Below are 17,190 nucleotides of genomic sequence, written 5' to 3'. Positions count from 1 at the left end.
ATTTTACTGTGAGTACAGAATTAAATAAAATTAGTAAACGTTTAACGCAAGACCCATCTCAGCCTGCATCTCAAGCAATGATGTATGGTGCGGGTTTTACCGACGAGGATATGAAAAAACCAATCGTTGCGATTGGTAGTACAGGTTTCGATGGTAACACATGTAACATGCACTTAAATATTCTTGCTGGACAAGTAAAAGGTAGTATCACACGTGGCGGTATGGTTGGACTTGGTTTCAACACAATCGGCGTGAGTGATGGTATCTCAATGGGTACAGAAGGCATGCGTTTCTCACTTGTATCTCGCGATGTAATTGCGGATTCAATTGAAACAATTTGCGAAGCACATTATTATGATGCATTGGTAACAGTAGTTGGTTGTGATAAAAATATGCCAGGTGCTGTAATTGCAATGGCTCGTTTGAATCGCCCGTCAATCATGGTATACGGCGGCACTATTCACTCTGGTCACTACAAAGGCGAAAAACTAAATATTGTTTCAGCATTTGAAGCATTGGGTAAAAAAGTAGCTGGCACAATCTCTGAAGAAGATTACCAAGGTGTAATTAAAAATGCGTGTCCGGGTGCGGGTGCGTGTGGTGGCATGTACACTGCAAATACAATGGCATCTGCAATTGAAGCAATGGGATTAACACTTCCATATTCTTCAACGGCTCCTGCTACGAGTGAAAAGAAAAAGGCAGAAACATTAGCGCTTGGCAAAGCGATGATGTTATTGTTGGAAAAAGATATAAAGCCTCGCGATATCATGACGTTTGAAGCATTTGAAAATGCGATACGTGTAATTTTGGTATTGGGTGGTTCTACAAATGCAGTAATGCACTTGATTGCAATGGCGAAAGCTGCGGGTGTTAAATTAACGATTGACGATTTCCAACGAATCGGAAATACTACACCGTTATTAGCAGACTTAAAACCAAGCGGCAAGTATATGATGGAAGACATGGATGCTATTGGTGGCGTGCCTTCTGTAATGCGTTTGTTAGCAAAACACAACTTGCTTCATTTAGATTGTATGACTGTAACAGGTAAAACTGTTGGAGAGAATTTAGAAGAAGCACAAGATCTTCCAAATGATCAAGACTTAATGTATGCTTGGGACAAACCAATTAAGCAAACAGGTCACTTACAAATTTTGTATGGCAATCTTGCGCCTGAAGGTTCTGTAGCAAAAATTACAGGAAAAGAAGGAACATTCTTCGAAGGCCCTGCTCGCGTGTACAACTCGGAAGAGGAAGTAAACAAAGGCTTGGAAGCAAACGAAGTGAAGGCTGGCGAAGTTATTGTCATTCGTTATGTTGGTCCGAAAGGCGGTCCGGGTATGCCTGAAATGTTAAAGCCAACAGCTTTGTTGATGGGTTTAGGTTTAGGTAACGAATGTGCATTAATTACAGACGGTCGTTTCTCTGGTGGTACACACGGTTTCGTAGTGGGACACATTACACCAGAAGCAACGGAAGGCGGAATGATTGGCTTAGTTGAGAATGGTGATATCATTCTTATCGATGCTGAAAACAGAATTCTTGAAGTTAAAATTTCTGAAGAAGAAATTAGCAAGCGCCGTGCTGCATGGGTAAAACCTGCACCAAGAGCTACGTCTGGAGTTTTATATAAATACATGAAATTAGTATCTTCTGCATCTGAAGGATGCGTTACCGATAATTAATTAAAAAGCTAGCTTTATGAAGCCGAAAATTAAATTAAGAGGAGCAGAGTACATTGTTCGCATCATAGAATTATTAGATGCACGTGACTTATTTGCCTATCCAGGCGGTGCAATTTTACCGATCTATGATGCACTTGCATATAGTAGTTTAAACTGTGTACTCGTTCGTCATGAGCAAGGAGCAGCTTTTATGGCAAATGGATATGGACGCGTAACAGGCCGTCCCGGCTTCTGTCTAGCAACGTCTGGCCCTGGAGCTACCAATTTAGTTACAGGTATTGCGGATGCATATGCAGACAGCGTACCAATGATTGCTATTACAGGTCAAGTTGCCTTACACTTAATTGGTTCGGATGCGTTTCAAGAGACAGATATAACTGGTATCTGTATTCCGATTACAAAAAAGACATATTTACTTACAGGCTTAGAAAGAGCAGCAGAAATCTTCTGTGAAGCATACAGTGTATCTATTAGTGGCCGACCAGGACCAGTATTGATAGATGTGCCAAGAAGCATTCAGGCAGAATACGTTGAATTGGATGAAGATTGGGAAAGCAAATTTGTTAAGCCTGAACGCGAAGTAAAAAATAACTTCACGGATCAAGACATTGCAGCTGCAGTTGAATTATTCAAAAATGCTGAACGTCCATTGATTATATGCGGACATGGGGTTTTATTGTCTAAAGCTTGGGATGAATTGAGAACCTTTGTACATCGCGAAAATGTTCCTGTCATCTCTACCATTTTAGGTATTGGCGCTATGGAGCATGATGATCCCTTATACTTCCAATGGTTGGGTATGCATGGTATGAAGTATTGCAACGATGCAGTGCAGAATGCAGATTTAATTGTTGCTTGGGGTATTCGTTTTGATGACCGTATTACAGGTAAACTTAATGACTTTGCTCCTAAGGCAAAAATCATGCATGTAGATATTGACAGAAGCGAATCAAGCAAAAATGTACGTACAGATGTATTTATTAATGGCGATTTAAAAACTGTTATTGATCGTATTCCTGATACACGTACAGAAACGAACACTCGTAACAGAACTGCTTGGGTAGCACAATTGAACGATTGGAAAGAAGAATATCCGTTACAAGAAGCTGATTATTCTAAGTTCACACAAGTTTCTGCTATCCAGTTATTGGATGAAATGTTGGATCGCTCTGCCGTTGTATCTACCGACGTTGGTCAACATCAAATGTGGGCGGCACAATATTGCCAACGTTTGAAGCCAAATCACTTCTTAACATCCGGCGGACTAGGTTCTATGGGCTTTGGTTTGCCAGCAGCAATGGGTGCGCAAGCAGGCTTGCCTTACAACGATGTGTGGTGTATTACAGGTGATGGTTCATTCCAAATGAACATGCAAGAAATGGTTACTTGCGTGCAAGAAAAGTGGCCCGTGAAAATATTAATCTTAGATAACAATTATTTAGGAATGGTACGTCAGTGGCAAGAACAGTTCTATTCTAAAAACTACAGCGGTGTAAACTTATTGAATCCAGACTTTGTAATGCTTGCAAAAGCATGCGGTATGGAAGCATGTTATGTAGACAATACAGAAGACTTGAAGAAAGCCATACAAACCGCACACGATCACAAGGGGCCGTATTTAGTGCATGCTCACGTAATGAAAGAAGAAAACGTATTGCCAATGGTTGCACCTGGCACCTCGTTATCTGAAACGATTTACTACCCTGCAAAAGCACAAGCAGAAAAAGTAACGAAATAATATTCGTTTTTAGATATAAGTAAAAAGACAGCTTGAAAGAGCTGTCTTTTTTTGTTGGGACTCAAACCATCAGAAATTTTATGTGGATGTTAATTTTTACACCCAATTTCCTATTCATTATAACATTCCCATTTTTAGGAATCTATATTATATTTTTCTAAAAAATTAACTGTAATTTAATATAGTAGCTGTGAATAAAGGCTTCTGAGCTGTTCACTAAAAAGTATTTCAAATAATAAATTATTGTATATGAGTTTTTTACAAAGAATGTCTAAAAAGAAACGAATAGTAACGATTACCCTTTCAATTATTATTCTAGCATTGATTGTGTTTAGGTTATTATTACCTACCATTGTTAAGAATTATCTCAACAAAACACTCGCTGATATGGGTGAGTATAGTGGGCACGTAGAAGACGTTGATATTTGGCTCATTCGTGGCGCTTATGTTATAAATGGCTTAGAAATCAATAAGACTACAGGTAAGGTTCCTGTTCCTTTCTTAAAAGCGCCTACAATTGATTTAGCGGTAGAGTGGAAAGCGTTATTGCATGGCGCAATTAAGGCGAAGGTTGAATTTGACCGTCCGGAGTTAAATTTTGTAGCGGGACCTACCAAAGAAACATCCCAAACAGGTGCTGGTGCTGATTGGACTGAAACGTTCAAAAAGTTATTACCAATTGACGTCAATGAGTTTCAAATTCATAATGGAATTATCAAATACAATGATTTTCATTCAAGTCCTAAAGTTGATATTTATATTAATGATTTAGAATTGTTGGCAACCAATTTATCGAATGTAATTGAAAAAGGTGAAAAATTACCTTCAGATTTAATGATCAGTGGAAGTTCAATTGGTGGGGGCAATCTTTCAATTAATGGAAAGGTTAATGTTATTAAAAAAGTTCCTGATGCTGACATCAATATGAAATTTACAGGAATTAATTTAACCGCATTAAATGATTTTGCGAAAGCATATGGCAAATTTGACTTTGAAAAAGGAAAGCTTTCTATCTTTAGTGAAATGGCTGTAAACGATGGTAATGTTGTAGGGTATGTCAAGCCTTTACTTGAAAATGTGGATGTATTAAATTGGAGTGAAGATGGTCCAAACTTTACACAAAAACTGTGGCAAGCAGCAATTGGAAGTACATTTGCTATATTTAAAAACCACAAGAAAGATCGTTTCGCAACTAAGGTTCCAATTGAAGGAAAGTTGGATGATAAAATTGATACAGATATTTTCACTACAGTAGTTCGCGTAGTTAAAAATGCTTTTATAGAAGTGTATAAAAAGAATTTAGATGACTCTGTAAATTTCAACACGGCAGGACAAGAGAAAGAAAAGAAGTTTTTATTCTTTAAGGTAAAAGATAAGGATGAAAAAGAAGCGGATAAAAAAGTCGAAAGTGACAAAAAGTAAACATCATATAGCCATAACAAAAAAAGGTCGTTCATCCGAACGACCTTTTTTTGTTATGGCTAGTAAAGGACCACGCAACTGAAAACTAATTTTACCAATCAGACTTGTTTGCTGGATCGTTTTGAAATTCTTTTACGACACGTTTCAAATCGCCAGTTAAAGCGACTAAGTTTGAATTCGTTTTATTTTTAATCATAACCCACGATTTGCTTGTCATTTTTGTTGCTCCACATTCTGGAGATACATTTTCAAGTTTACCACCAGAAGCTTTAACTTTAATATCGCCTGCGTGAACAAAATCTGTTGCTATGTAACGGTATTTTCCATCTTTAATAAAGATAGAAAGGGAAAAAGTCACCAAGCTTTTTTCTGTGCCACTTCCATTTATGTTTGGATAATCAACGCTTGTACTCGCATCGTATACTAGTTTATCTCCAGCTTCTTCTTTAAGCGTAAAACCTTGTTTTGTTGCCCAATCTTTTACAACTTTAGTTAAATCTACTGGTTTAACACCTGTAGCATCCACTACTTCAAGGTATGTGATTTTTCCTGTGCCAGCATCTACTGGTAAATTTTGAGCGAAAGATGTTGCAGAAATTCCGAGAAGGATTAAAGCAGATAATAAGATGTGTTTCATAAGTTTTTTCTTAAATGACAGATAGATTATAATAATTTCCATTTCTTCAATGTATAATATAGTTTATCAAAGTAAAATAATGAAATTTCGACACGATTTTTTTCTTTACTTAGACTTGTATTATAGCAAGACTGAAATTTGCATATAATCATACGTGCACAATTAAAATAAGTTCATTTTTAAAGGGAGCAAAGAAATGTGGTTTTTTTAAATGCATTATAGGGTTAAGAAAGATAGATAAATCATTCTCAACCCTATAATGTGTAGTAAATAAAATACACTCTTTAATTCACAACTTTATCTAGACTAACAATTACAGACGAAAGTCGGATAGCATCCCATACACGTTCTTCGCTTGCCCCCAATTCTCTAACAGAATGTTCATGGGCATTTACACACATTTCACATCCGTTAACAGCGCTCACGGCAAGGCTTATCAATTCAAAGAATTCCTTACCGAGTACTGGCTTCATCATAATGTTCATTTTTATTTTCGCTTGCATGTTATTGTAACTTTCCTTTTGCTGAAAATGTCGGAAGCGATAAAAGACGTTATTCCCCGCCAGCAAGCTAGCGCATGAAATTGCTTCGTTTTGTTCTTCAATACTTGCGCCTTTTTCTAACGCAAGCTTTTGAAAGCCTACAACCAATGCGTTATTCTTTTGATTGCTTGCAATGGACAATGCTAACAACGCCGTTTCTGTTTCGGTGAGTGTTGTCGATTGCAATGCATTACTGATATTTACCTTTAGGTCTCGAATGTAACGCGAATCTGTACTGTCTAGTAATTGCAGTATTGGTAAAGGAGCATCTTCGATTCGAATGAGTTGAACCAATTCTGCGCTAGTTTCTGAAAGTTGTATCATGTCTTTTTTAGTTGTGTTGCTCATTCAAATACTATTTGAATGAGCAACGGTTTATTATGCTTGAATAGTTTCTTGACCTTTTTCCCAATTGCATGGGCATAATTCATCTGTTTGCAAGGCGTCTAATACACGAATTACCTCTTTAACATTTCTGCCGACATTCAAGTCGTTTACACTTACCCAACGAATGATTCCTGTTGGGTCAACGATGAATGTTGCACGTAAGGCTACTTTCTCGTTTGGCTCTAAAATGCCCAATTCTTCTGCTAAAGATTTGGACGTATCCGCCAACATCGGAAATTTCAATCCGCGTAAATCTTCGTGATCTCTTCTCCATGCAGCATGCACAAACTCAGAATCGGTTGATGCACCAATGAGTGTTGTATCCCTATCCCTGAAATCCCCAAAAGCGTTGTTGAATTCCGCTATTTCAGTCGGACAAACAAAGGTGAAATCTTTTGGCCACCAAAACATAACTGTCCATTGGTTGTCTTCATTTACGATATTCTCTGAAGTGATATCCGCAAATTCTTTGCCTTTTTCTATAGATACTACGGCTGTTTTTTTGAATGTAGGAAAGGTACTTCCTACGCTTAATACTCTATTTTGCATGATCTTAATTGTTTTTGTGTGATTGATTGATACAAATGTGCAGGATTTAAATACATAGTTCAAATTGATTGTTTTTATAATAATATAGATTTTAACTATATTGTACTATGATCGATATTACACTAACTCAATTAGAATATATAATAGCTGTTGATACATATAGACATTTTGTTACAGCTGCAGATGCTTGTTTTGTAACGCAGCCAACCTTGAGTATGCAAATAAAAAAATTAGAAGACACATTGGGTGAAATTGTTTTTGATCGCAGTAAGCAGCCGATCGTACCAACGGATATTGGAAAGAAAATAATTGCTCAGGCCCGCATCATAGTTGCTGAAGGTAATAAGTTGGAAGAGGTAGTTAAAGAAAACGCCCTCGATGTTTCTGGTGAGTTATTTATAGGTATCATTCCATCTTTGGCCCCTTATTTATTACCCCTTTTTATGGGAACCTTTTCAAAATTATACCCCTTGGTTAAAGTAAACATTGTGGAGTTGGTGTCGGAAGAAATAATGGATCAATTAAAAAAAGACATACTAGATGTGGGCATATTGGTTACTCCGTTGCATGAGCCAGGTATAATAGAGCAACCGTTATTTTATGAAAAAATGGTTTTATACGTTCATAAGGAGCATCCTTTATCTAAAAAGAAAATTCTACATGCAGCTGATATCGCTACACCTGATTTATGGCTTTTGAGTAAGGGGCATTGTTTCCGTTCGCAGGTGCTAAATTTGTGTTCCTATCAACATGCTGTTAAAAGCCAACTTCCGTTTACATATGAAAGTGGATCACTTGAAACCTTAAAAAGGTTTGTTGAAAAAGAAGGAGGATTTACACTTTTGCCCGAACTAGCAAGCTATGACATTCGTAAAGATGGGGCAGCCAAAATAAAACAATTTGAAAAGACACCTTTACGTGAAGTGAGTTTGGTATATACCCGGAACTATTCTAAGAAGCGATTGTTGAGTAAATTAGAAGAAGAGATTAAAAAATCAATCCCCAAAGCTTTATTAACAGCCGATAGAGGCAGTATTGTAGATTGGAGGTAAGTTTATCTGCACTTGTAAAGAAATATTTATAGAGTTAAAATTCAGTTAGTTAATTCAATAAGTAAACTTGAGGCATGTTATTTGTTATCAAAATAACACGAGCAAAGGGCAATTACTTCTTTTGTCAGATTGTATCCGTATCTTTATAAAACTATAAACCCTATATTTTTGACTTGCGAGAATATCCGTTATTCAAAAATCTCTCAAAATGAAAGCAGCCAAATTCCAAATGCCTACGACTCCGTTTTTCTCCGAATTGAGAAAACGAATAAATGCGCACTTTAAAGAAATTGACATAAAACCAACAGGTGGTTTGCAATTATATATTAAAGCAGCAATTATTACAGTCGCTTTTGTTGCAACCTATTTGCATGTAATTTTCTTTACTTCTCCTTATTTAATTGTCAATTTACTTGAATGTATTTTATTAGGCCTTGCTACTGCAGCAATAGGGTTTAATATTATGCACGATGGCGCCCATGGGAGTTTTAGTAAAAGCAAATGGGTAAATGACCTTGCTGGGATGTCTATAAATATGCTAGGGGCAAATGTGTATCTGTGGAAGTCAAAACACAATGTTATTCATCACACATTTACCAATATTGAAGGTTTAGATGATGATATAGACGCAAAACCATTTCTTCGTTTGTGCGACAATCAAAAGAAATATCAAATTCACCGATTTCAACACCTTTATTTTTGGGCGGTGTATGCGCTTTTATATATATACTGGATTTTCTATACAGATTATAAAAAATATTTTACAGGAAAAGTGGGCGAATTGCCATTTAAGAAAATGGATCTTTCAGATCACATTTCCTTTTGGGGATTTAAACTAATACATGGGTTCTTCTTTGTTGCCTTACCAATCTACTTTGTAGGCTTCCTGCCTTGGTTAATAGGTTTTTTAACGTACACCTTTTGTACAGGCTTTGTAATGAGTATTGTGTTTCAACTGGCGCATACTGTTGAAGATTCTCATTTTCCTATGGTGAATCTAGAAACAGGTATGTTAGAAGATGAATGGGCATTGCACCAGTTAAAAACTACATCTAATTTTGCTACTAAAAACAAAATCGTTTCTTGGTTAACAGGAGGATTGAATTTTCAAATTGAACATCATTTGTTTCCACACATTTCACATATACATTATCCTGAAATAAGTAAAATCGTAAAACAGGTGTGTGAAGAATATGAAATTAAATACAATGAATATTCAAAAGTGCGACTAGCTGTTCATTCTCACATTGGACATTTAAAACAAATGGGTCGAATAAGTTGAAGGTAAAATTACTTCTTAGAAGTGTTATATAAAAAAAGCAGGTGCGTATTTATTAAATACGCACCTGCTTTTTTTATATAACAACATTGAGATCAACCCAAACATAAATCGCTTTTATTCGGCTTTATGATTGCACCCACTTTGCGAGCTTTTATTCTGCTTAGAGATACGTTCGTAATCCCTAGATAGGTAGCAATATGACGTTGGGGCACGCGCATAAAGATATTGGGGTTTTTCTCAATAAGATTATTAAAGCGCTCTTCAGGGCTTTGAGAAATATGCTCTATTAATTGATTTGCATAAGAAGTAAGTCTCGATAAAATAATCGAATGAGACATTTCTGCAATTTCTGGTTCAGTCATATGCAAATGATCTAAATCCTTTTTTGTTAAACAATAAACAGTGCATGGCTCCATTGCTTCAAGAAAGTACTTACTGGGTTTCATTCCATAGAAACTTTCAAAAGAGGTAGCTAATTCATTTTCAAAGAAAAACTGAACAGTAATATCTTTGTTTTCTTTTTCAAAGCCCATACGGATAATACCTTTTTCTAGAATGTACAATCTGTCAGATGTGTCACCAATGAGTAACAGTTTTTCTTTATTTTCAACTTCGATTTTGGTGAAAAATTGGGAATACTTTTTCCAATTGATGTTTAATTCGGATAAAAAACCTGTTTTCTGTCTTACCATAAGTATTTAATGTTAAAAAGCTGGAATAGCTCAGAAGAAGTGATTTCATGAGCTATTATAAATGTTGAAAGAATAAATATAATATATTATATAAGTAGTTCAATACTTTTAATGTAATTTTTATTAAATAAATTGATGTTTTAACATCTATTTATATATGTATTATTTTCATTTAGCTATTTATCAAGTATATAATTTAATTATAATACTGATCTTAAAATGTAATTAAATTAAAAAAATGAATATAAAATAGTGTGCTAATTGTACTGTCTTCCAATTATTGCACAAAAATAGGGTTAAACTAAGAATATGCATTGCTTTATACCTTGTAGAATCAAAATTGTTTAAAACGTTCGGTTAAATCAATAAAAAAACTCCCAGTCTGAGTAAATCAAACTGGGAGTTTTTTGTACAACGTCCTGAAGTACTTATGCAGCTTCTAAGCTATATTTTTTTAATACTTTATAATGCGATTGTATTGCAGTTAAAAAGGTCTCGTTATATAGATAAGGCACACCCATAGACTCTGCTGTTTGTTTTACAATTTTTGAAATCGCTGGATAATGTATATGACACACTTTTGGAAACAAATGATGTTCAACTTGAAAGTTTAATCCTCCACAAATGAAGCTTGTTAAAAAAGAATCCATGCCGAAGTTGGCCGTCGTACACATTTGATGTACCGCCCATGCTTCTTCAATGTTCCCCGATTCGTTTGGAGCTGGGAAAGAGGTTTCTTCCACTACATGGGCTAATTGGAATACAAGTCCCAAGGTGAAACCCATTGCGAAATGCATTGCTACAAAGCCTATTAGAACTTGCCACCAAGCAATATCTAATACAACAAGAGGGATAACAATAAAGATAATGTAATTGATGGCTTTGTATACAAATAACTCCACATAATCACGTGTTGTATAATGATTTGTTACATGTTGTCCGATTTTATCTTGGAACATTTTCATATAGTCTTTACGGAAAACCCAAGATAAACTTGCAAAACCATATAAAAAGAAGCCATATAGGTGCTGAAAACGCTGTATCTTAGATTTCTTATCACCATCCGTTAAACGAATAAGGCCTGGTGCAACAATTAAATCTTCGTCATGATCTTCGATGTTTGTAAAGGTATGATGAACAATGTTGTGGCTAACCGTCCATACAGAAATATTTGCTCCTAAGATATTGAATGTATATGCTAACAAATTGTTCACCCATTCTTTAGAAGAATAGGAACCATGCATGGCATCATGCGAAATATTGAATGCAGAAGCTGCCTTAAAAACCCCTAAAGCAATTGCCATTAATAACATTACGGCTAATGAATAATGATTGGATAATATTAAACCATATAATACCCACACGCCCCCAAAAAAGAAGATACTTTTAAATATCATCAATGCATTGGCATTTTTTGAAATGTTATTTTCTTTGAAATATTGATCCACATTGCGTTTCACAGTTGAAAAAAACTGAGAGTTCTTTGTGTCAATAAATTTTAAACGAGTTGTTGTTGACATGATGAAAATGTTAGTTATAAAACTACCTATTTAGCGACGCAATTTACGATAAATGCGTCAATGTATAATAACGAAGTATGTATTAATATTCAATATAACGTTAGAAGGGGTGATTATAGTTCTAATCGTAAACGAATTAGTTCAATAATGATCCATATCACTAAAATCTTGCCAAATTTTCAATTATATTATATTTATCTATAACAAACTCAATATCTTTGTTGTTTAAACACGGCTTGAATAAAAGAAAAATGATTAAAGTTTTAATGTTGCTCGCTCCCGAACGATTTAGAGATTGTGAATATTTGGTTCCAAGGGCTTTCTTTGATCAAGCTAATTTCGAAGTATCAACGAGTTCAACGAATCACATTGTAAGGGGTAGGTTTGGCTATGCCGTACATATTGACATTTTGTTGGAAGAGGTAGAAGCAGAAAACTATGATGGGATATTCTTTGTGGGTGGTGGTGGATCTGTGGAGTATGCTGACAATACGATTGCAAAAAATCTTTTCGGCTCGTTTTTAAGGTTAAATAAACCTGTCGCTGCTATATGTGCTGCGCCAAGAAATTTATTAAAATGGGGGTATTTGGAAAATAAAAAATGTACAGGTTTTGATGCGGATGGAGTTTTTTCGCAACTCGCTAAGGAATATAAGGCAATAGGTATGCCACATGAAAAAGTGGTTGTAGATGGGAATATTCTGACCGCAAATGGACCTGAAGCTTCAGAAGCATGCGCTCTTGCGTTTATTGAATTGTTAACAAAATAAAAATCTGTTCATGTCAATTATTATTCAAGTTGCCGACCACATACTTTTTGAAGATAACGATATTCTTGTAATTAATAAGCCATGCAGCGTAATGGTTGAGCCAGATCGTAATGGACATCCCAATTTATTGCAACAGGTTCAAAAATACATTAAACAGAGTGTGCATCCTAATAAAGAGGTATATGTTCAGCACATACATCGCTTAGATAGGCCTGTTAGCGGCATTGTACTTTTTGCAAAAAAGAAATCTGTTTTGAAAAATTTAAGTGAGCAGTTCGCCCAACGTACCGTTAAAAAAAAGTATAAAGCCTTAACAGAAAAACAACCTTTGTTAGGGAAAGGAAGCCTAGACAATTGGCTTTACAAGGATAAAAAAAATAAAAAGGCTGTCATTTATAAGGAGCCACATCCAGAGGCAGATAATGTAAAGCTGGCCTACATAACTGAAGATTACAAACAATTTTCTTTGTGGGATATTGATTTACATACAGGCAAATATCATCAAATTCGTGCACAGCTAGGTTTTGTGGGTTGTTCTATTATTGGTGATGCATTGTATGGATCTACATCTAATTATGCTCCCAATGCAATTGCACTACATGCTTACCAATTGGAGTTTGTGCATCCTAGTACCAATGAAAAAATGACAATTCAAGCAAGTGCAAATTGGCTGATTTAATACTTTTATTTTTGTCGAAGCAATTAACTAGAAGAGTTGGCATGTTAATACCTAATTGCAATCGGCTGGGCTAAATTTCATCAGAATAAATACATGAAACGAACAGTTTTTGTAAGCAATGTTAAATTGATTAATACGCTTTGAAACCTAGAAATAGCATTTTACCTAAAAAGGTTTTTGTTGCGTGAATTGCCTAAATGAATGATCCTATTTAAGTTATTATCTATTGAGAAGTAATTGACAGGTTTGATTAAATAATGTAAATTTTATTTAAATTACTCCTGCATGAAGTAATTTTTAAATTAATATGATAGAACAGCGCATAGAAGATTTCTTTCTGAGAACAATTCTAAGTATTTCATTTATTGCAACCTTGTTTATTGTAATCATGGATGTGCTTTTTATGGAAAAGAAAAACTTTACGGGATTTGGCGGTCTAGTTGATATAGCTATACTAATAGGAATTTCTATTGCATTGGTATTGCATAAATATAACTATTATCAATCCGCCGTAATTTTGCCTATTTCAATTGCATCGATTGCCTTGCTTAGCATTAGTATCGTACATGTCAATAGTGCTTCCACAGCAATGATTTCATTGGTTGTGGTGGGTTTTTCAGCTTCAATTTTATTGACTAAAAACATAAAGATAATTGCTCATATTTTCATTTTCATTGGAATGATTGTTGTATTTATTTTTCATTTAAATAATTATATCTTTTATAGGTATTTTACTTCAGACCAAGTTATCACTACGTTTGCTGCATATTTTTGTGCATATTTTATTATCACCTATTCCGTTAGCATATTGAAAGAAACGTACGACCGTATGAATCTTGAATTGAAAGAAAAAAACATAAAGTTATTAGAGCAAACTGTTTTGATGACGCATCAAAAAAATGAAGTTATAGAAAGTAGGAATGAACTTAATAAACTGAACCAAAATTTGGAATTGGTTATTCTGGAGCGAACAAATAATGTGAAACAAAAAAATGAATATTTAGTAAAATATTCATTTGCAAATGCACATTATGTAAGAGGTCCATTGGCTAGGATTTTAGGATTGCTACAATTGGCGAAATTAGAAGAGAAGGTCGACTATCCGTTTTTGTTTTTAAAAATTGACGAACAAGCTAAGGAGATTGATGTTGTTTTAAAGAAAATCAATAAAGAATTAGAAGAAGGACAGGATATTTTTTATTAAGTGAATTTTTGTTTGAATGATCTCTCAAAATGTAGAAGGTAGGATATTAAGGGAAGAAAGGATTGGTCTCATTTTTACTAGGGGCGTTGCCCCTAGCTTTGACATGTAAGGCTTTCAGCCTTTGCGGTTTTAATGAACAGTTACGAAACGTTATGTTTCAACCACGCTAACATGTAAGCAATACAATAGAACATCAATGTTGTTTCGTTAACCAATATATCTATTTATGCAGTCGTCAGGCCACTTTTTCAGTTGGTCCGACGACTTTATTTGTATATTGACTTTTCAAAAATTGACATCTAGAAAGTAGCAACTATAACTTACCGCATACCCATATTGTCGGGCACACCTTTAAATACTTCATCTAATTCGCCATCGCCCCAGCGTTTCATTCTGAAAATGCTGTCCCAATCACCAAATACAGGTTTGGGCTCCCAATTGCTAGCTACATTAAGCGGGCGTTTGCTTGTCCAGATGCATTCTTCTTTGGCATCTTTTTCTTTTTCTATTACTTTTACATTTCCGTTTGTTTCAAAAATATAGGTCCATGCTTTTGTGTAATCCATATCATCATCCATGCCTTTGATATGTTCCCAAAACATCATGCCAGTACAAAACAACATGCCGTTTTCCTGTTCCGTAAACACATAAAACATGTATTTACGGAGATATTCATCTAAAAAACTTATTGTAAAGTCACCCAATAAGTCGTATGATAAATAACTATCTACTTCTTCATTTATGATTTTACATACATTAAATGCGTATTTATTCTCATAGGCATAACGGGCCCAATCCTCGGTACTGGTACAGGTTTTTAAAAACTTTTTTGCGACTTTACCTTTTGATTCATCTTGATATACCTCATGTTTTGCATAATAATTTAATGTTTTTTCTTCTGTGTGCATTTCTCTGTACCCTCTGAGCCAATTCTGATATACGTAGTGATGATCCATAATTAATGATTTAGAAAAACGTTGTATTTTACTAGGGGCGTTGCCCCTAGCTTTGACATGTAAGGCTTTCAGCCTTTGCGGTTTTAATGAACAGTTACGAAACGTTATGTTTCAACCACGCTAACATGTAAGCAATACAATAGAACATCAATGTTGTTTCGTTAACCAATATATCTATTTATGCAGTCGTCAGGCCACTTTTTCAGTTGGTCCGACGACTTTATTTGTATATTGACTTTTCAAAAATTGACATCTAGAAAGTAGCAACTATAACTTACCGCATACCCATATTGTCGGGCACACCTTTAAATACTTCATCTAATTCGCCATCGCCCCAGCGTTTCATTCTGAAAATGCTGTCCCAATCACCAAATACAGGTTTGGGCTCCCAATTGCTAGCTACATTAAGCGGGCGTTTGCTTGTCCAGATGCATTCTTCTTTGGCATCTTTTTCTTTTTCTATTACTTTTACATTTCCGTTTGTTTCAAAAATATAGGTCCATGCTTTTGTGTAATCCATATCATCATCCATGCCTTTGATATGTTCCCAAAACATCATGCCAGTACAAAACAACATGCCGTTTTCCTGTTCCGTAAACACATAAAACATGTATTTACGGAGATATTCATCTAAAAAACTTATTGTAAAGTCACCCAATAAGTCGTATGATAAATAACTATCTACTTCTTCATTTATGATTTTACATACATTAAATGCGTATTTATTCTCATAGGCATAACGGGCCCAATCCTCGGTACTGGTACAGGTTTTTAAAAACTTTTTTGCGACTTTACCTTTTGATTCATCTTGATATACCTCATGTTTTGCATAATAATTTAATGTTTTTTCTTCTGTGTGCATTTCTCTGTACCCTCTGAGCCAATTCTGATATACGTAGTGATGATCCATAATTAATGATTTAGAAAAACGTTGTATTTTACTAGGGGCGTTGCCCCTAGCTTTGACATGTAAGGCTTTCAGCCTTTGCGGTTTTAATGAACAGTTACGAAACGTTATGTTTCAACCACGCTAACATGTAAGCAATACAATAGAACATCAATGTTGTTTCGTTAACCAATATATCTATTTATGCAGTCGTCAGGCCACTTTTTCAGTTGGTCCGACGACTTTATTTGTATATTGACTTTTCAAAAATTGACATCTAGAAAGTAGCAACTATAACTTACCGCATACCCATATTGTCGGGCACACCTTTAAATACTTCATCTAATTCGCCATCGCCCCAGCGTTTCATTCTGAAAATGCTGTCCCAATCACCAAATACAGGTTTGGGCTCCCAATTGCTAGCTACATTAAGCGGGCGTTTGCTTGTCCAGATGCATTCTTCTTTGGCATCTTTTTCTTTTTCTATTACTTTTACATTTCCGTTTGTTTCAAAAATATAGGTCCATGCTTTTGTGTAATCCATATCATCATCCATGCCTTTGATATGTTCCCAAAACATCATGCCAGTACAAAACAACATGCCGTTTTCCTGTTCCGTAAACACATAAAACATGTATTTACGGAGATATTCATCTAAAAAACTTATTGTAAAGTCACCCAATAAGTCGTATGATAAATAACTATCTACTTCTTCATTTATGATTTTACATACATTAAATGCGTATTTATTCTCATAGGCATAACGGGCCCAATCCTCGGTACTGGTACAGGTTTTTAAAAACTTTTTTGCGACTTTACCTTTTGATTCATCTTGATATACCTCATGTTTTGCATAATAATTTAATGTTTTTTCTTCTGTGTGCATTTCTCTGTACCCTCTGAGCCAATTCTGATATACGTAGTGATGATCCATAATTAATGATTTAGAAAAACGTTGTATTTTACTAGGGGCGTTGCCCCTAGCTTTGACATGTAAGGCTTTCAGCCTTTGCGGTTTTAATGAACAGTTACGAAACGTTATGTTTCAACCACGCTAACATGTAAGCAATACAATAGAACATCAATGTTGTTTCGTTAACCAATATATCTATTTATGCAGTCGTCAGGCCACTTTTTCAGTTGGTCCGACGACTTTATTTGTATATTGACTTTTCAAAAATTGACA

At 35.1% G+C, this 17,190-nt stretch carries 16 protein-coding genes; 8 read left to right on the top strand and 8 right to left on the bottom strand.

The genetic code is table 11. The features are described from left to right. The first annotated feature begins 8 nt into the window (after nt 1-8). The 3 genes from ilvD to Q0543_RS04805 all read left to right on the top strand — a co-directional run bounded on the left by ilvD (nt 9) and on the right by Q0543_RS04805 (nt 4,848). Complete coding sequence (gene ilvD / locus Q0543_RS04815; RefSeq protein ID WP_299249880.1) at nt 9-1,688, top strand: dihydroxy-acid dehydratase; 1,680 nt, start codon at nt 9-11, stop codon at nt 1,686-1,688. Nucleotides 1,689-1,704: 16 nt separating this feature from the next. Continuing rightward, nucleotides 1,705-3,426, top strand: coding sequence for a biosynthetic-type acetolactate synthase large subunit (gene ilvB / locus Q0543_RS04810; protein ID WP_299249877.1), 1,722 nt, complete (start codon nt 1,705-1,707; stop codon nt 3,424-3,426). Nucleotides 3,427-3,675: 249 nt separating this feature from the next. Further along, nucleotides 3,676-4,848: a DUF748 domain-containing protein gene (locus Q0543_RS04805; protein ID WP_299249874.1), complete on the top strand. Its 1,173-nt coding sequence runs from the start codon at nt 3,676-3,678 to the stop codon at nt 4,846-4,848. Nucleotides 4,849-4,939: 91 nt separating this feature from the next. Here Q0543_RS04805 and Q0543_RS04800 read toward each other — a convergent pair whose 3' ends face one another. The 3 genes from Q0543_RS04800 to Q0543_RS04790 all read right to left on the bottom strand — a co-directional run bounded on the left by Q0543_RS04800 (nt 4,940) and on the right by Q0543_RS04790 (nt 6,963). Further along, nucleotides 4,940-5,485 (bottom strand): hypothetical protein, encoded by a 546-nt coding sequence (locus Q0543_RS04800; protein WP_299249871.1) that lies wholly within the window; start codon nt 5,483-5,485, stop codon nt 4,940-4,942. A 284-nt stretch (nt 5,486-5,769) separates the two neighbouring features. Continuing rightward, the gene (locus Q0543_RS04795; protein ID WP_299249869.1) at nt 5,770-6,375 is read right to left on the bottom strand and encodes a carboxymuconolactone decarboxylase family protein; all 606 of its coding nucleotides are present in this window, start codon (nt 6,373-6,375) and stop codon (nt 5,770-5,772) included. Nucleotides 6,376-6,405: 30 nt separating this feature from the next. Then, on the bottom strand, nt 6,406-6,963 hold the full coding sequence (locus Q0543_RS04790; RefSeq protein ID WP_299249866.1) for a peroxiredoxin: 558 nt from the start codon (nt 6,961-6,963) through the stop codon (nt 6,406-6,408). A gap of 107 nt (nt 6,964-7,070) precedes the next feature. Here Q0543_RS04790 and Q0543_RS04785 point away from each other — a divergent pair, with 107 nt between their 5' ends. Together Q0543_RS04785 and Q0543_RS04780 are read left to right on the top strand one after the other, a co-directional pair. Beyond that, on the top strand, nt 7,071-8,015 hold the full coding sequence (locus Q0543_RS04785) for a hydrogen peroxide-inducible genes activator (RefSeq protein ID WP_299249863.1): 945 nt from the start codon (nt 7,071-7,073) through the stop codon (nt 8,013-8,015). A gap of 208 nt (nt 8,016-8,223) precedes the next feature. Further along, complete coding sequence (locus Q0543_RS04780) at nt 8,224-9,297, top strand: acyl-CoA desaturase (RefSeq protein WP_299249859.1); 1,074 nt, start codon at nt 8,224-8,226, stop codon at nt 9,295-9,297. Between the two features lie 92 nt (nt 9,298-9,389). Here the strand turns inward: Q0543_RS04780 and Q0543_RS04775 are convergent, their stop codons facing one another. Then, nucleotides 9,390-9,989: a Crp/Fnr family transcriptional regulator gene (locus Q0543_RS04775; RefSeq protein WP_299249857.1), complete on the bottom strand. Its 600-nt coding sequence runs from the start codon at nt 9,987-9,989 to the stop codon at nt 9,390-9,392. Between the two features lie 428 nt (nt 9,990-10,417). Continuing rightward, entirely contained in the window at nt 10,418-11,509 is a 1,092-nt protein-coding gene (locus tag Q0543_RS04770; protein WP_299249854.1) for an acyl-CoA desaturase, read from the bottom strand. 251 nt (nt 11,510-11,760) lie between these two features. On the opposite strand from Q0543_RS04770, the gene Q0543_RS04765 reads away from it, so the two are divergent. The 3 genes from Q0543_RS04765 to Q0543_RS04755 all read left to right on the top strand — a co-directional run bounded on the left by Q0543_RS04765 (nt 11,761) and on the right by Q0543_RS04755 (nt 14,162). Beyond that, entirely contained in the window at nt 11,761-12,279 is a 519-nt protein-coding gene (locus Q0543_RS04765) for a DJ-1/PfpI family protein (RefSeq protein WP_299249851.1), read from the top strand. Nucleotides 12,280-12,289: 10 nt separating this feature from the next. After that, nucleotides 12,290-12,958, top strand: a complete 669-nt coding sequence (locus tag Q0543_RS04760; RefSeq protein ID WP_299249848.1) for an RluA family pseudouridine synthase — start codon at nt 12,290-12,292, stop codon at nt 12,956-12,958. Between the two features lie 307 nt (nt 12,959-13,265). Then, nucleotides 13,266-14,162, top strand: coding sequence for a hypothetical protein (locus Q0543_RS04755; protein ID WP_299249845.1), 897 nt, complete (start codon nt 13,266-13,268; stop codon nt 14,160-14,162). Between the two features lie 320 nt (nt 14,163-14,482). Here the strand turns inward: Q0543_RS04755 and Q0543_RS04750 are convergent, their stop codons facing one another. The 3 genes from Q0543_RS04750 to Q0543_RS04740 all read right to left on the bottom strand — a co-directional run bounded on the left by Q0543_RS04750 (nt 14,483) and on the right by Q0543_RS04740 (nt 16,938). Further along, nucleotides 14,483-15,118 (bottom strand): hypothetical protein, encoded by a 636-nt coding sequence (locus Q0543_RS04750; RefSeq protein ID WP_299249841.1) that lies wholly within the window; start codon nt 15,116-15,118, stop codon nt 14,483-14,485. A gap of 274 nt (nt 15,119-15,392) precedes the next feature. Then, on the bottom strand, nt 15,393-16,028 hold the full coding sequence (locus Q0543_RS04745) for a hypothetical protein (RefSeq protein ID WP_299249841.1): 636 nt from the start codon (nt 16,026-16,028) through the stop codon (nt 15,393-15,395). Nucleotides 16,029-16,302: 274 nt separating this feature from the next. Further along, the gene (locus tag Q0543_RS04740) at nt 16,303-16,938 is read right to left on the bottom strand and encodes a hypothetical protein (RefSeq protein ID WP_299249841.1); all 636 of its coding nucleotides are present in this window, start codon (nt 16,936-16,938) and stop codon (nt 16,303-16,305) included. Nucleotides 16,939-17,190 lie beyond the last annotated feature (252 nt).

The organism is uncultured Cytophaga sp., assembly GCF_937863595.1.
Classification (GTDB): domain Bacteria; phylum Bacteroidota; class Bacteroidia; order Cytophagales; family Cytophagaceae; genus Cytophaga.
The sequence above is the reverse complement of the archived record's forward strand: the minus strand, read 5'-3'. Positions and strand labels throughout refer to the sequence as shown.

Bases quoted from the DNA above. Each gene is read 5' to 3' on its own strand.
- ilvB (WP_299249877.1), top strand. From the start codon at position 1,705: ATGAAGCCGAAAATTAAATTAAGAGGAGCAGAGTACATTGTTCGCATC.
- Q0543_RS04805 (WP_299249874.1), top strand. From the start codon at position 3,676: ATGAGTTTTTTACAAAGAATGTCTAAAAAGAAACGAATAGTAACGATT.
- Q0543_RS04800 (WP_299249871.1), bottom strand. From the start codon at position 5,485: ATGAAACACATCTTATTATCTGCTTTAATCCTTCTCGGAATTTCTGCA.
- Q0543_RS04795 (WP_299249869.1), bottom strand. From the start codon at position 6,375: ATGAGCAACACAACTAAAAAAGACATGATACAACTTTCAGAAACTAGC.
- Q0543_RS04790 (WP_299249866.1), bottom strand. From the start codon at position 6,963: ATGCAAAATAGAGTATTAAGCGTAGGAAGTACCTTTCCTACATTCAAA.
- Q0543_RS04785 (WP_299249863.1), top strand. From the start codon at position 7,071: ATGATCGATATTACACTAACTCAATTAGAATATATAATAGCTGTTGAT.
- Q0543_RS04780 (WP_299249859.1), top strand. From the start codon at position 8,224: ATGAAAGCAGCCAAATTCCAAATGCCTACGACTCCGTTTTTCTCCGAA.
- Q0543_RS04775 (WP_299249857.1), bottom strand. From the start codon at position 9,989: ATGGTAAGACAGAAAACAGGTTTTTTATCCGAATTAAACATCAATTGG.
- Q0543_RS04770 (WP_299249854.1), bottom strand. From the start codon at position 11,509: ATGTCAACAACAACTCGTTTAAAATTTATTGACACAAAGAACTCTCAG.
- Q0543_RS04765 (WP_299249851.1), top strand. From the start codon at position 11,761: ATGATTAAAGTTTTAATGTTGCTCGCTCCCGAACGATTTAGAGATTGT.
- Q0543_RS04760 (WP_299249848.1), top strand. From the start codon at position 12,290: ATGTCAATTATTATTCAAGTTGCCGACCACATACTTTTTGAAGATAAC.
- Q0543_RS04755 (WP_299249845.1), top strand. From the start codon at position 13,266: ATGATAGAACAGCGCATAGAAGATTTCTTTCTGAGAACAATTCTAAGT.
- Q0543_RS04750 (WP_299249841.1), bottom strand. From the start codon at position 15,118: ATGGATCATCACTACGTATATCAGAATTGGCTCAGAGGGTACAGAGAA.
- Q0543_RS04745 (WP_299249841.1), bottom strand. From the start codon at position 16,028: ATGGATCATCACTACGTATATCAGAATTGGCTCAGAGGGTACAGAGAA.
- Q0543_RS04740 (WP_299249841.1), bottom strand. From the start codon at position 16,938: ATGGATCATCACTACGTATATCAGAATTGGCTCAGAGGGTACAGAGAA.